Annotated in this window: 15 protein-coding genes; 10 read left to right on the forward strand and 5 right to left on the reverse strand. The window is 41.1% G+C overall.

Annotation, left to right across the window (positions count from 1 at the left end):
• Together HWQ44_RS20925 and mdh are read left to right on the forward strand one after the other, a co-directional pair.
• A partial coding sequence (locus tag HWQ44_RS20925; protein WP_292722535.1) for an NAD(P)H-quinone oxidoreductase subunit O occupies positions 1–153 on the forward strand: 153 nt, incomplete at its 5' end.
• Positions 154–382: 229 nt separating this feature from the next.
• Positions 383–1,354, forward strand: a complete 972-nt coding sequence (mdh, locus tag HWQ44_RS20930) for a malate dehydrogenase (protein WP_292722501.1) — start codon at positions 383–385, stop codon at positions 1,352–1,354.
• A gap of 86 nt (positions 1,355–1,440) precedes the next feature.
• On the opposite strand, the gene HWQ44_RS20935 is transcribed toward mdh, so the two are convergent.
• Entirely contained in the window at positions 1,441–1,770 is a 330-nt protein-coding gene (locus HWQ44_RS20935; RefSeq protein WP_292722504.1) for a translation initiation factor, read from the reverse strand.
• 95 nt (positions 1,771–1,865) lie between these two features.
• Positions 1,866–2,354 (reverse strand): hypothetical protein, encoded by a 489-nt coding sequence (locus tag HWQ44_RS20940; RefSeq protein WP_292722506.1) that lies wholly within the window; start codon positions 2,352–2,354, stop codon positions 1,866–1,868.
• A gap of 339 nt (positions 2,355–2,693) precedes the next feature.
• On the opposite strand from HWQ44_RS20940, the gene HWQ44_RS20945 reads away from it, so the two are divergent.
• The 4 genes from HWQ44_RS20945 to HWQ44_RS20960 all read left to right on the forward strand — a co-directional run bounded on the left by HWQ44_RS20945 (position 2,694) and on the right by HWQ44_RS20960 (position 8,000).
• Positions 2,694–3,347, forward strand: a complete 654-nt coding sequence (locus HWQ44_RS20945) for a hypothetical protein (RefSeq protein ID WP_292722508.1) — start codon at positions 2,694–2,696, stop codon at positions 3,345–3,347.
• 64 nt (positions 3,348–3,411) lie between these two features.
• The gene (locus HWQ44_RS20950; protein WP_292722511.1) at positions 3,412–5,289 is read left to right on the forward strand and encodes a P-loop NTPase fold protein; all 1,878 of its coding nucleotides are present in this window, start codon (positions 3,412–3,414) and stop codon (positions 5,287–5,289) included.
• Positions 5,289–6,818, forward strand: coding sequence for a DUF1802 family protein (locus tag HWQ44_RS20955; protein ID WP_292722514.1), 1,530 nt, complete (start codon positions 5,289–5,291; stop codon positions 6,816–6,818). Before HWQ44_RS20950 ends, HWQ44_RS20955 begins: the two co-directional genes overlap by 1 nt.
• Positions 6,819–7,340: 522 nt before the next feature.
• Complete coding sequence (locus HWQ44_RS20960; protein WP_292722517.1) at positions 7,341–8,000, forward strand: Nif11-like leader peptide family natural product precursor; 660 nt, start codon at positions 7,341–7,343, stop codon at positions 7,998–8,000.
• A gap of 209 nt (positions 8,001–8,209) precedes the next feature.
• On the opposite strand, the gene HWQ44_RS20965 is transcribed toward HWQ44_RS20960, so the two are convergent.
• The 3 genes from HWQ44_RS20965 to HWQ44_RS20975 form a co-directional block, all read right to left on the reverse strand.
• Positions 8,210–9,796 (reverse strand): glucose-6-phosphate isomerase, encoded by a 1,587-nt coding sequence (locus HWQ44_RS20965; protein ID WP_292722519.1) that lies wholly within the window; start codon positions 9,794–9,796, stop codon positions 8,210–8,212.
• A gap of 112 nt (positions 9,797–9,908) precedes the next feature.
• Complete coding sequence (locus HWQ44_RS20970; protein ID WP_099102182.1) at positions 9,909–10,166, reverse strand: cytotoxic translational repressor of toxin-antitoxin stability system; 258 nt, start codon at positions 10,164–10,166, stop codon at positions 9,909–9,911.
• A gap of 62 nt (positions 10,167–10,228) precedes the next feature.
• Positions 10,229–10,426 (reverse strand): hypothetical protein, encoded by a 198-nt coding sequence (locus HWQ44_RS20975; RefSeq protein WP_292722524.1) that lies wholly within the window; start codon positions 10,424–10,426, stop codon positions 10,229–10,231.
• A 394-nt stretch (positions 10,427–10,820) separates the two neighbouring features.
• Between HWQ44_RS20975 and HWQ44_RS20980 the strand changes: the two genes are divergently transcribed.
• From HWQ44_RS20980 to HWQ44_RS20995, 4 genes are all read left to right on the forward strand, one after another.
• Positions 10,821–11,954, forward strand: coding sequence for a branched-chain amino acid ABC transporter permease (locus HWQ44_RS20980; protein ID WP_292722526.1), 1,134 nt, complete (start codon positions 10,821–10,823; stop codon positions 11,952–11,954).
• Complete coding sequence (locus tag HWQ44_RS20985) at positions 11,944–12,726, forward strand: ABC transporter ATP-binding protein (RefSeq protein ID WP_292722529.1); 783 nt, start codon at positions 11,944–11,946, stop codon at positions 12,724–12,726. The genes HWQ44_RS20980 and HWQ44_RS20985 overlap by 11 nt, the downstream gene beginning before the upstream one ends.
• Positions 12,727–13,181: 455 nt before the next feature.
• Positions 13,182–13,373 (forward strand): DUF1877 family protein, encoded by a 192-nt coding sequence (locus HWQ44_RS20990; protein ID WP_292722538.1) that lies wholly within the window; start codon positions 13,182–13,184, stop codon positions 13,371–13,373.
• Between the two features lie 62 nt (positions 13,374–13,435).
• Positions 13,436–13,992 (forward strand): Uma2 family endonuclease (locus HWQ44_RS20995; protein WP_292722532.1); only part of this gene is annotated, 557 nt, incomplete at its 3' end.

Below are 13,992 nucleotides of genomic sequence, written 5' to 3' on the forward strand. Positions count from 1 at the left end.
GCAAAAGCCAGTGATACTCGCTTTCCTTCTTATTTGTTTGAAACCAAGGGCGAAATTGTAGATGTCAAAGGTGATTACGCCCTGATTAAGTTCGGAAAAGTGCCAACACCTAATATTTGGTTACGTGTGGATCAACTCGAAGAGTTTAAATAATCAAAGGTTCTCACAATGAAGTAGGGGCAATTCATGAATTTCCTCTACATGTTGTAACTTTGCGTAAGTTCTATTGCAATCCTGAATCAAACGCGCAGAAACAAGATCCCCGACTTCTTAAAAGTTGTCGGGGATCTGCGGATTACAATTCTCACAAATCAAATAGGATTATTATATAGGCGCTAGTGAAGTCTAATCTTCAAATAGTAGCGATCGCACTTTAATAATTATGTCTTCTTCGCCTAACTCCCCAATTGTGTGCAATTTACCCCGTGTCACCATTGTCGGTGCGGGTAGGGTTGGCAGTACTTTAGCTCAACGGATTGCGGAGAAAAACCTGGCAGATGTAGTTTTACTAGATATTATTGCGGGAATGCCCCAAGGTTTGGCACTGGATTTGATGGAAGCCAGGGGAATTGAAATACATAATCGCCAGATTATCGGCACAAATAATTATGCTGATACATCTGGTTCTCAAATTGTGGTGATTACCGCCGGACTACCCCGCAAACCAGGGATGAGTCGGGATGATTTGCTGAAGACCAATGCGAAAATTGTCGTGGAAGCGGCAAAAAATGCGATCGCTCATTCTCCCAATGCTATTTTTATTGTCGTCACCAATCCCTTGGATGTGATGACTTATTTAGCTTGGCAAGCAACAGGTTTACCACGCGATCGCATTATGGGTATGGCTGGTGTGTTAGACTCTGCCCGTTTTGAAACCTTCATTGCCCTAGAATTGGGCGTTTTACCTGCCGATGTCAAAGCGATGGTTTTGGGTAGTCACGGCGATTTGATGGTGCCGTTGTCTCGTTATGCTACCGTTAACGGCATTCCCATCACTGAATTACTGGATGCAGCCACAATTGAACGCCTAGTACAAAGAACTCGGAACGGTGGCGCAGAAATTGTGGAATTGATGCAGACGGGAGGTGCTTTTTTTGCTCCGGCATCGGCTACTAGTATGATGGTAGAATCGATTTTGCTAAATCAGTCGCGGTTGTTACCTGTGGCGGCGTATCTGCAAGGTGAATACGGTTTAGAAGATGTTGTGATTGGTGTTCCCTGTCGATTGGGATGCGGTGGAATTGAGAGCGTTTTGGAATTGACGCTTACAGATGAAGAAAGAAAAGCTTTGCATACTTCGGCTCAATTTGTGCGTCAAAATATTGAGCGATCGCATGAAATTTTAGCTAATTAGATTCTCCTAAATCCCCCTTAAAAAAAGGGGGATTTTGAGAGAGATTGCCCCCCTTAAAAACGGGGATTGAGGGGTTAGATTTCGCGTTAACGACGGGAATCCTGATCTGCGGGGTCGCCGTAGGGATCTTCGCTAGCTGGGCGAACGTCACCAAACTCCCCTGTGTCTGCGGGGTCGCCGTAAGGGTCTTCACTAGCTGGGCGAACGTTGCCGTAAGAGGAGATATCTGCGGGATCGCCGTAGGGGTCTTCACTAGCTGGGGCGACGTTGCCGTAAGATGCTGGATCTGCGGGATCGCCGTAGGGATCTTCGCTGGCTGGACGTACATTGCGATCGCGGTATTCGGCATCTTCAGCTTTATCGCTGTTCGATCCCAAGAGTAAATCTTTCGCCTTTCGGAAAAATTCATCTACCATAATCTGTCTCCTGATTTAAGTTGGTGTTTCCGACGTGCGCGATCGGCGTTATCCTCCGGAAAACCCGCTTGCTTATTTACACACGCTTCGCTGATCTAAAGTGCCGGAGCTGCGGATGAAGTTATACCAGTTAGATCGCGACCTGTGGTACTCCGGTTATAGCCTTGGAATTCCCGATACTTTTGTGCCTCAGATTCCGGGACTCGAATTCCTTCTGCTGGTGGCGTTACCCAGTGAGCGCGATGTTCAGCATCGCGGTAGTATACACGCCCGTTTTTGGAAAGATAGTATTTACCTTGCGCTCCTTCTTGTGAAGCATTTTTATGCTGGTTGTAGAGGTAATAAAGTCCAGCGGCTCCTGCCAAAAGCGCTACTTTCTGCCCTGTACCCAATCCTTTCTTAGCTTCTGGTTGGTTTGTGCGATCGCTCACTGTTCTACCAATACTATCATCCACTGGTGGTGGAACTGAAGCGTTTTTGGAACCGCCTCCGCAGCTACTCAGTAAGGGTACCATTAACAATGCCGAGAGCAGCACTGCAAATAGACGCGAAACTATTTTACGTTCTTTATATATTGTGTTCATTGGATTTCGTTATCACCTGTATTTGCTAAAAGCCTTGCTGTTGCAAAAACAAAGTTGGAATTCCTGTTATTTCGCTTGGAATTGAAAAAACGTCTTACCACTCAATTTACAACTGCACAGCTACAGCGTTTCATTGTTATGATGATCCATTTTCTCAAGTATTCCATCCCGCCTTTGGAAGAAACTGCATTCATCCTAAGGAAATATATTGTTGATTTTTTATGAATCTATTTAGCTAAAACGCTGAAATATTCAGCAATTTCTCGGTTATTTTTTCTGAGTAAATAAATTAAAAATATACAGTTACTATGAGAATTTTTGTCAGAAAATACACTCAATATGATATCAAAAAATACAGTCCAAACTAGAACTCGTCTCCTTTTGGCTTTATGGGATTTGGGAGGAACGCAGCAGGAAGTTAAGAAAGGTCAACTCACCAAAAGAATTGTATCCAAGAGCCAGAAGGTAGCAGATTATCAGGTCATATTCGAGGAATTACAGAAGCAGGGTGCGATCGCTATTTCCAAAAAGGGATATTCTCTGTTATCTGGCAAGGGTTTAGAGGTATTGGGTGAGGGTTTGAGAAGTGGCGATTTTAAGTTTGAAGGGACGATTGTCGGTACTTGGGCAGCGAATGCCTTGGTGAAGTGGATTAGTCAAATTGATGTTGCGGTAACTAGTGCAGATGTACCAGTTAAGGGGAAGGGTGCGATCGCATCTTACGACGAGTTTAAGTCAGTGGCGCTGAATGTCTACGACAAGTTGAACCAAAACTATAACCTAGATGATCTGGTGCCAATTTATCGTATCAGGAGAGAAATAGGCGATCAGATCACTCGTGAAGATTTCAATGAATGGCTGTTGGAAATGCAGGAGAAGGATATTTTGCAACTTCAAGGTGGAAGTTTACCAGACAATGACCCAGGAAAACTAGAAGATTCGGTAACGACTGAAGTCAGTGGATTGCGTTGCTATGCTAAACGTTTAAACTAATCCACCAATTTTTGTAATTTTTGATAATTCTCTCCTAGCCCTCATACACAATTAGTTTAAATCTATGTCTAGTGATTTAATTAATGTTATCAGCAAAAACAACCCATTTCAGGGACGCTTAGTAGTTAGAGATCAGAATGTTTGGGGACAAGGGTTTCCTGATGTACCATCTTTAAATTCTCATGCTTCTGATGCTGTTTATGACGCAGTTGAAAAAGTTCGTAGCGGACAAAGGAAAGTAGTTGGTATTACAATTACAGCAGAAAGAGGTTTAGGAAAAAGTCATGTTATCAGCAGAATACGTCATCAATTGCAAGTTGATGGTAGTGCTTTATTTGTTTACATGAGTCAGTGCAGTAACCTAAACCGTATTAAAGCAGAATTCTTAACTACTCTAGCCAATAGCCTTAAACAAATAGGTAGTCAAGGTGTTAGTCAATGGCAATACTTAGCAACAGCTTTAATTAATGAAGCTTTCAACAAAAACTATACATCTCAACAGCTAATAAATCAATTTCCTGGGGCATTGGCCAAAAATCCTAAGGTGGTTGAAGTTTTACGAGATAAGGTGCTTGGTATCAAGCCTGATCTCGAAAATCCTGATATTATCACAGCGATTTTATGGACACTATCTCCTGATCCAGCTTATGAAATTTTTGCTATTAGATGGCTTGCCGGTAATAGCTTACCACAAGTCAAAGCTGATGCAATGGGTTTAGCCAATGTCAGTGCAGATGATAAAGAGGCTGAATCTTTCACTACGGTGCGGCAAATTCTCAACTTAATTGGTGATTACAAACCAATAGTAGTTTGTTTTGATGAGATGGAAACAGACCACTGTAATGAAATAGGATATACTGGACGACAAGTAACTGCCATTTTTGCTAAAGACTTATACGACAAAATTAAGCGTGGCGTTTTACTAACTTCTATTTTTCCTGATCAGTGGATTAATGAAGTTAAAAGATTAGGAAATGCTGATTCGGTTGTAGATAGAATTGGAGAGCAAGTTATTGAACTGAAGTATCTCAATTCTGATGATGTTATTAATTTAGTTTCTCGATGGCTGGAAGAATTTTATCAAGAAAATGGGTTAACACCTCCTCATGAACTTTACCCATTTGATGAACAAAAGCTAAGAGCATTAGGTAAAGAAAGACCAATAGTTAGAAAAGTTTTGAAATGGTGTGCTGACAATTTTAAACTTCCTGGTGATAACGGAGGAATAGGCTTAGATATACACCCTGTAGAACCTGCTTATAATCAACAAATATCGGCTTTAGAAACTACCATACAAGATTACATGGAGGATAAAGCAACTCTTGCTCAAGCACTCCGATTAGGATTTAGTGCAGTCATTGGTGAAACTATAGAGAATGTACAAATTGAAAAAGTTGTCGATGTTCAAGTAAAAGCTGTTGATAGAGGATATCTTGATTTTAAAATTGTTGGCAAGGAAAACGGTAAAGATGTCAAAATTGCCGTAGCTGTTCTGCAAGAGTCTGGGGGCTTATTTGTCCAAGCTACATTGAAGCGATTAATCGACTACAGAAAATTTGATTTAACCCGTGGGTGCTTAGTTCGCTCTAAACAAATTAATAAAGGTGCTGCTAAAGCGCAAAAGTATTTAAGTGAGCTTTTATCAGCTGAATTAGCTGGTGAATGGGTATTATTAAAAACTGAAGACATAAAACCACTTTTGGCATTACATTTTGTCATGAAAGGTCGTGAGAATGATGAGTTAAGTGAAGAGCAAATTATTGATTTTATTCGCAAAAAGCGGATAGGAATTGATAATTATCTTATCGGTGAAATTCTCAGCAATCCATCAGGACAAGTTCCTGAAGATGCAATTGATGAAGAAAATGAAAGTGGTAATATCACCTTAACAGAGGTTGCAAATGTAGTAAGTGTTGCTTCAGATGATTTATTCCAGGAATAATGATTAATACAGCTTTACGTTTACCAGCACTAGAAATTGAGGCGTTGTTGCAAGGGAGAATAATTGCAGTAATGCCTAATAAATTTATTACTCCGGGGCGAGAATTTGCCCTTTCACCAGCAGATACTTCAATTAATTTACTACCAGTTGAACAGTACTATCACTTAAGTTTCTTACCTATTACCCAAAGTAAACTTGCACAAATAAATAGTCAGGGCATTTTAATACAATCTCAGCAAATGAGTTTACTTTCAGATGAGGAACAGTTAAAACTACCCCTTTTAGCTTATGAAACAGTCTTACTTAAAGCTTGGGCTAAGTGTGAACTGTGTCAAATTATTAACAATGCTGGAACTTTGGCTACTTTATCACAGCTAACTATTTGGACAACAGAAGCTTTAAAGGAAATACTAAAGCAAAGGCAAAATATTTTTTTGGCATATTTGCGAGTATATCACTTGCCTAAATCAATTGAAGTCCCGATAAAATCAAGTAGCCAGTTTCTTGCATTACCGCAACCTCTGAATGTTTCTGAAGCCAACCCAGTATTAAACGATCGCACCTTCGCCCAACGCAAACGCCAATTAGAAAAACTAGAACCCCCGCTGCATCCTGAATTGGAAGAATTGCAGAGTGCGATCGCATCCCTAGCCATTAGCCAACCAGCAGCTAAACAATTAGACGATGATATCAAGGTATTCTTAGGTTGGAGTAGTGACAAGCTGATTAAGCAAACCGATGCAAATTTAGCTTGGATAAATGATATTGCAAAATTAGGCGATCGCAGTATCGAGTTAGAGGAGAGAAAAACTAACTATCTAGCTGGTACAGATTTTGAAAATGTAGTGCGTGATAGCCTAGAGCTTCTGGGATTTACGATTGACTATGCTCACAAAGGCGGTGCGGGTGGTTTAGATTTATTTTGTTCCAAACCATACCCATTATTTGGTGAATGCAAAGCAGGTAGAAAGATTCCCAATGATACCGCAGTGCAACTATTGAATTTGGGAATGCTACGCCGACCAGACCTTTTTAATCAGGCTGCTAAATTAATTATTGGCCCTGGTGAACCAACAACCCAACTACAAGACGCTGCAAAAATACAAGGTATGGCTATTATTAAACCAGAAACTCTTCAGAAATTAGTCAAATTGCAAAGCAACCATCGCAATTCAGTAGACTTATTTAAGCTAAAAGAATATTTAAAAGCAGGTCAATCTGATGAGGAAGTAGAAAAATATATTGACCAAGTTTATACAGATATTAGTCTGCGATCGCAGATAATCACAGCAGTTAAAGAACTCTCTGAACAAGACAACGAAACTTCAAAACCTATACATCCGAGTTTCACTGTTACAGAAATTCGTGTTCATTACAATGCTACTCATAATCCCCGACTAAATGATGAAGTAGTTCACGATTTACTGATAGAACTTTCCTCACCTTTAACAGGCTACTTGGGGCGGATTAAAGGTAGTGATTGGAATAGCGATCGCTTTTATTTTCTCCGTGATTTACTTATTAACTGAAAACAGCAAAATATATCTTTTTTCTTACCTCTGCATTCTCTGCGCCTTGGTGGTTCGTTTCAAAATAACTGAAGTGCGTAGGCGTAGCTTGTCGTAGGCATCGCTTTTACTTTTTCCACGACTTACTTATTGACTGAATATAGTACAATATATCTCTTTTGTTCCCTCTGCTTTCTCTGCAAAGGCGGTTCGTTTAAAAATATATATCACTGAAGTCTAGGTTGTTTTACAGTTGATTTATTCATTAATAATTAATACTATCTATTGACTTAGTTTTATTTTATGAGAATCAATAACGAGTGTAGGCGCAGCCTGCCGCAGGTATCGCAATCCTTCGATTTTTAGTCAGTATATTTTATTTATAGTAATAAGATTTACATAAATTTTATACTTAGCCACCGTGTAGCTTCATTTACAGAATATAGAAGATTTATTACTGTCGAAGAAACACATTATACTTACTACACTGGTATTAATTAATAAAAATCCTCTACCAAGTTTAAAACTTAGGCGAGATGACCCATGTATTATCAAATTTGGAATTTCTTTCTTAAAGAAGATAAATACAATTATTGGAAAGAAAAAATAAAAGTTAACAAAAATTTTGACAAAGTTACATGGCAAAAGATTATCGATTTTCTGTCAATAGTAGAGCAAACTTTCCAATTGAAAAGTCAACTAGCAGAAACCGATAGCCTTGAGCCATTTCTCAAGTTAGCAACAGAAAATGGTTACAATTTGACCGCAGAAGAACTTGCCTGGTTTCTAATTACCAGAAGACAGATTTGGGATCTTTTTGATTTTGCACAAAAAACGCCATCTCTCAAAGAAGAATTGTTAATAGCGAAAGATCCGCAGCAGTTTGTCAACATAGCAGCCGAAAACGGCTATTACTTTTCTGTAGAAGAGTTAGCTTGGCTGTTAATTGAAATCAAATCATCTTCCGAATTAGTATCTATTAACAACAGCGTTGGAGAGATTCTCACAGTATCCAGCTACGGCAGAATTGAAACAGGATACTGGATTTGGCTGGCAGAACATTGGGGAATCGTACCGCCATTCTGTCATCGGGATAAACCAGGTACTTTTTTATGTCAAAATATCAACAATCCTTTTTTACCCGATCGCTGCTTCTTACCCAAGAGTTACTTTAGTCAGCGCCTCATGGTAACTCATAATTAAAATAATTCGTAATTAGGCAAAGGAAAAAAAGAAAGCAATACTTAACGAAACAGCATTGAGTTATGAAACTTAATTACGAATTACAAATTACAAATTATACAGTGAAGCATCCTAGACGGAAGATATATCTTCGTATCTAAGATGCTTCACAAAAAAATTGTTGCTGAGACAACAATTATGGACAAAATGTGATATTTAGACTAGAGCTATCAGCTAGCAGAAACTGTCAAACTACCAGGTTTCTGAAGATCACCTTGTAAAACCACACCTCGTTGATTGGCATGGATATGACGCAAAATCTTGTAAATTGCCTCAACTTGCTCTGATGCGCCTGCCTTCTCGGCTAGTTCCTCAAGAGAAAGGGGAGTTTTTTCTTTTTGTAACACTGCTACCACTCGTGTTTGCAAATCGAGAATAGAGGCGGCAGCTTTTTTGCCAGCTTCTACGCCTGGTTGATGGTAGGCGTTGACGTTAACCAAGCTAGCGTATAAACCAACAGCGCGTTCATACAAAGCTATTAATGCCCCTACAGTTCGAGGATTAACTTGGGGAATGGTGACTGTAATCGAATCGCGGTGATTTTCATAAAGCGCTTGTCGGGTTCCTTGAAGAAAACCGGAAAGATAATCGCCTGATGTAACTCCCGGATCTATTTCAGTGGATGGGCCTTGACGATCTTCCAACACTTCGATGAAGGTAGCAAAGAAATTCGCCACACCCTCGCGTAACTGCTGGACATAAGCGTGTTGATCTGTTGAGCCTTTGTTGCCATAAACGGCGATGCCTTGATGGACAACGTTGCCGTCTAAGTCTTTTTCCTTGCCCAAGGATTCCATCACCAGCTGTTGTAAATAGCGACTGAATAAAAATAAGCTGTCCTTGTAAGGTAGGACAACCATATCTTTTTCGCCCTTTCCATTGCCTGCAAAGTACCAAGATAAAGCAAGCAAGGCTGCTGGGTTATTTTTCACATCTGGAACGCGGGTAGCGTCATCCATTTCTTTTGCACCATCTAGTATGGCGCGAACATCAATGCCCTGCAATGCGGCTGGTACTAGCCCCACAGCAGACATTTCTGAGGTGCGTCCTCCTACCCAGTCATACATGGGAAATCTGGCCAGCCAACCTTCATCTTTGGCCAGTTTATCGAGGTTGCTATCAACGCTGGTAATAGCTACCGCATATTGGGCAAATTCCAAATTGTGTCCAGCGTAGGCTTTTTTAACTTCAATCATGCCGTTGCGAGGTTCTGGTGTTCCCCCAGATTTGGAAATCACCAATACCAAAGTGCTGGCGAGGCTATTTCGGAGATGATTGATAACGCGATCGATACCTGCGGGATCGTTGTTATCGATAAAGTGAAGTTTCAGGGGCGGGAAATCAGGAGCAAGGGCTTCCGCGACGAATTGGGGGCCGAGGGCGGAACCACCAATGCCAATGGAAATAATATCCGTGAAGCGGCTTGCTCTGGGAGGATGAATAGCACCTGTTTGGACTTTTTCCGCAAAGGCTTCGATTTGTTCTAGGGTTTGGACAATTTCTTGTGTAAGTTCTGGAGCTGGTGCTAAATCAGGATTTCGCAGCCAGTAGTGTCCAACCATGCGATTCTCATCAGGATTTGCGATCGCACCCTTCTCTAGTTGAGCCATATCCGCAAACGCCTTGTCAAACTTCGGCTGCAACGATTCCACGAAGGCATCATCGAACCGCATCCGACTCACGTCTAAGTACAGTCCTAATCCCTCGTGGAAATATAACCAGTTTTGGTATCGTTGCCAAAGTGCCCTAGCATCCATAGGGAAATCTCAAATAAAGTGTTTTTCAAAAACCAGTTTAATGTAAGGTTATAGCGATCCCTGCCTAGCCTTATACAGTTTACAGTTTTAAGTGTTCTCTTGACTCCTCTCCTTAGACATCTGGCATAGGGATGACACGCAGAAATTTCACAATTTCACCCCTGATTTCTATACCAATGAGATAATTATCGAGGGTGAAGCGGTGAAAAATGCCTTCACTATCAAGCTGTCGCAGTTCTTTTAAATCAGTCAGTTGCCACTTTTGGGCTAACTCAATAAAAACAAAATCATGCACCCGCTCGTAGGCGGCAGGTTCTAAATTCTTCAGGTCTAATAAAAAAGACCTGGCATAGCGCATTTCCAGACTCACTAGGCGTTACCTTAACCAAAACTTGAGGGGCCACTGGCACTAGAAAAGAAAGCGCTGCTGAATCAAAAAAACATCAACAGTCTTACCGCTTCTTCATGGGTTAAGATATCCCAGGGTTGCTGCGATCGCTTAACTTGTTGTATGGCTTTGAGCATATAAAAGTCACAATGTAAAGCTTCCAGAACGTCCCAAATGCTTTGCAAATCCTCATCGGCTAACTGCTCGATTAAGTGATGCATTCTAAGTCGTAGCAAATTCATACGTCAATTATTCCCTACAAGCAAACACCAACAATAAATAGTATTCCCAAAAAATTGGCAAGGCTTAACGGCAATGTAGCACTATGCTCAAGCTACGCTAAAATTTATTCGCCCAGCGAAGAGAGAAGAAACGCAAGGCTGACTTTTCACTGTATCTGGAAAATCTCTCTCCTAAAAAGAGGAGCCACTGCGTTGGGTGGCTCTGCCGACTTGAAGCACTTGGTGTTAGAGACATTTAAATTTTCCCCCTTCCCGCGTCGGGAAGGGAGTTAGGAGGTTAGGATTTTTCCAGATCCGGTGAAAAGTCAAAAGAGCAGGGAGCAAAGGGAAAAGAGGTAATTCATTTTCTCCCTTGCACCCTGCCCAATGCCCCATGCCCAAATAACTATTTAATATGGTTGACTATCTAATTTTCTTAGCAATTTCTACAGCACTTTTTGCTTTATTCGGTCTGGGACTGAATTTACAGTGGGGTTTTACGGGGTTAATTAACTTTGGTCATATTGCTTTCATGACCCTGGGAGCATATACAACGGTATTGTTAAGCTTAAAGGGCGTACCCCTACTGATATCGGCACTGGCTGGAGCAATTGTCGCCGCCTTGTTGGGTTTGATAATTGGTTTTGCAACTCTACGCTTGCGGGAAGATTATCTGGGAATTGTCACCATCGGGACGGGCGAATTAATTCGTTTGGTGGTAAACAATCAGGAATTACCTGTGGGTGATACCTGGATTTCTGGGGCATTTGGTGTGCAAAGTTATCCCATACCCCTATCCACAGAGCCGAATTTGTTTGTCAAATTTGTGATGATTGGGTTGTTAACGCTACTAGCTGCCGTAACTTTTTTTACGTTGTGGCAATGGATTCGTACCACCCAAATATCTCGGACTACTGATTTAGGCAAAAGGACAACTAGCAAACAAGAATTTGTGTCGCGCTTGGCTGTGGGAATTGTATTAGCAGTTTTGGCAGCAGCGATTTATATTTCTGGGGTAATCGGACTGTACAATTACAACCCAAAAGCGGGTTTGATGCTGGTGTTGCTGCTGGTTTTAGCATTTGTATATTGGCGGTTAGAAATTTTGGTGCGATCGCCTTGGGGTAGAATTCTCAAAGCCATCCGCGAAGATGAAGAAATTCCCAAGGCACTGGGAAAAAATGTCTTTTGGTATAAATTACAATCATTAATGTTAGGGGGTGCGATCGCAGGTATCGCTGGTGCTTTCTTCGCTTGGCAACTCAGCGCCATTTATCCTGATAATTTCCAACCACAGATCACTTTTGACACTTGGATTATGGTGATCTTAGGTGGTTCTGGGAATAATGTTGGCACAATCTTAGGGGCGGTAATTTTCTTTGCTTACGATGCGTTAACGCGAGAAGTCTTACCCAGAATCGTTCCCCTTGATGAAGCCCGTTTAGGTGCATTTCGCATCATGGTAATCGGACTAATTTTGATGGTACTGATGATTTGGCGTCCTCAAGGTATCTTAGGGAAAAAGGAGGAACTCACCCTTGGTAAATAACCAGTCATCGCCACTTCCACTTTTGGTAGCCACTGGACTTTCTAAAAGCTTTGGTGGTATCAAAGCAGTTAATGAGGCGAAAATCGAAGTTCCTAAAGGCAGCATTACGGGCTTGATTGGCCCCAATGGTGCTGGTAAAACTACTTTATTTAACTTACTCTCAAACTTCATTCGCCCAGATAAGGGACGAGTGATTTTTGACGGCGAACCGATTCACAATTTGCAACCATATCAAATCGCCCAGCAGGGAGTAATCCGCACTTTTCAGGTTGCACGAACTCTCTCGCGGTTGTCGGTGTTAGAAAATATGCTGCTGGCGGCGCAAAAACAAACAGGTGAAAATTTTTGGCAAGTGCAATTGCAACCGCACGTTGTCGCTAAGGAAGAAAAGCAACTCCAAGAACGAGCAATGTTCCTATTAGAATCGGTGGGTTTGGCAAAAAAAGCACACGATTATGCTGGTTGCTTGTCTGGTGGACAACGCAAGCTGCTGGAAATGGGACGGGCGCTGATGACTAATCCCAAGTTAATTTTGTTGGATGAACCCGCAGCCGGGGTAAATCCCAGGCTGATTGATGATATTTGCGATCGCATTATCACTTGGAATCGTCAAGATGGCATGACCTTTTTGATTATTGAACACAACATGGATGTGGTTATGTCCTTGTGCGATCGTGTTTGGGTACTTGCCGAAGGGCAGAATTTGGCTGATGGTACACCAGCAGAGATTCAAACTAATCCCAAAGTTTTGGAAGCTTATTTGGGAAAATAGAGTGCGATTAGGGACTTCCAAGAAAGAAATTATCCAATCTTGTGGGGTGGGCATCTTGCCATAGGTGTCAAGTTAAGCTCAAACTTCCTATATCAATAAGCATTTATGCTTAACAATTTGGTTTGAAAGGGACAAAAAACGAACTTTTTCAGGGACTATTAATGCTTTGTTTATTAGCATCACTCCCAGCTTGCGTATAAAAGTCAGAAAAAAGTTCACCTTTATACTTCGTTCCTAACAAAACCTATCGTTGACAAATGGGTTTTAACCTTAAGTTGACACTAATGGCATCTTGCCCGCCTTCGACTACGGGCTATCGTGTCGCCCACCCCACAATAAATAGTTGTACATTTTTTTATTTGAAAGTCCCTTAGCTTTCTGTTTATGTAATGTATTTAGTGATTTGACTTTGAACAAATAAAAGTACATAAATACTGAAACTTGTCCAAAGTCAAATCTCTGTTGAAGAATTGAAGAGGCGATTTAATTCTACTGTATTTAATGCAGCAGAAATTTACCCAAATCCTAGCCCTGGAGGATGGGACGAAGAGGAGATAGAGCCTTTGTTTGAACTATATCCAAAATTGGTAGAGTTTTTTCAGAATGCTGCTAAAGAAGGTGATATTGTTTTGCTCTCATCTGATTAATTTTTTTGGAAATTTGGCTCTTGTTAAAATCGAGTTGTATATCTCAGTGGAAAAAGCTTTTTATGTCGATGATGACAGTCAGAGATTTAGAGCAAGTTCAAACCGCTTTTACTGAAGCCGGTTTAGATTACCAGCTGGAACTCGAAAATGGGAAAATTTCAATCATGGGCCCGTCAGATATTGTATCCAGCGAAATCAGTAGTCGTCTCATCGCCTTTCTCTTTGCTTGGATAAATCCTCGTCGCTGGGGAAGAGTGTTTGATTCTGCCGGCGGTTTCATCATGCCAGATACAAACCTCAAAGCACCCGATGTTTCCTTTGTTCGCGCTTCCCGACTTCTCCAAAGTCCTCGTTACTTTGGAGAACTTGTCCCTGACTTGGTGGTAGAAATTAAATCTCAGAGCGATAAAATTAAACTTATAGCAGCCAAAATTCTGAAATTTATAGAACTAGGAGCGATCGTCGGTATTCTAATTGACCCTGATGAAGAGACAGTTACAATTTATCGCTCTATAGGCGAACCTACAGTTTTAGAAAATGGCGAAATTTTAACCATACCAGAACTTTTTCCCGGTTGGGAATTGCCCGTTACTGAATTGTGGCCTCCTATCTTTACCGA

This window comes from Nostoc sp. JL34 (genome assembly GCF_017114945.1).
Lineage (GTDB): Bacteria > Cyanobacteriota > Cyanobacteriia > Cyanobacteriales > Nostocaceae > Nostoc.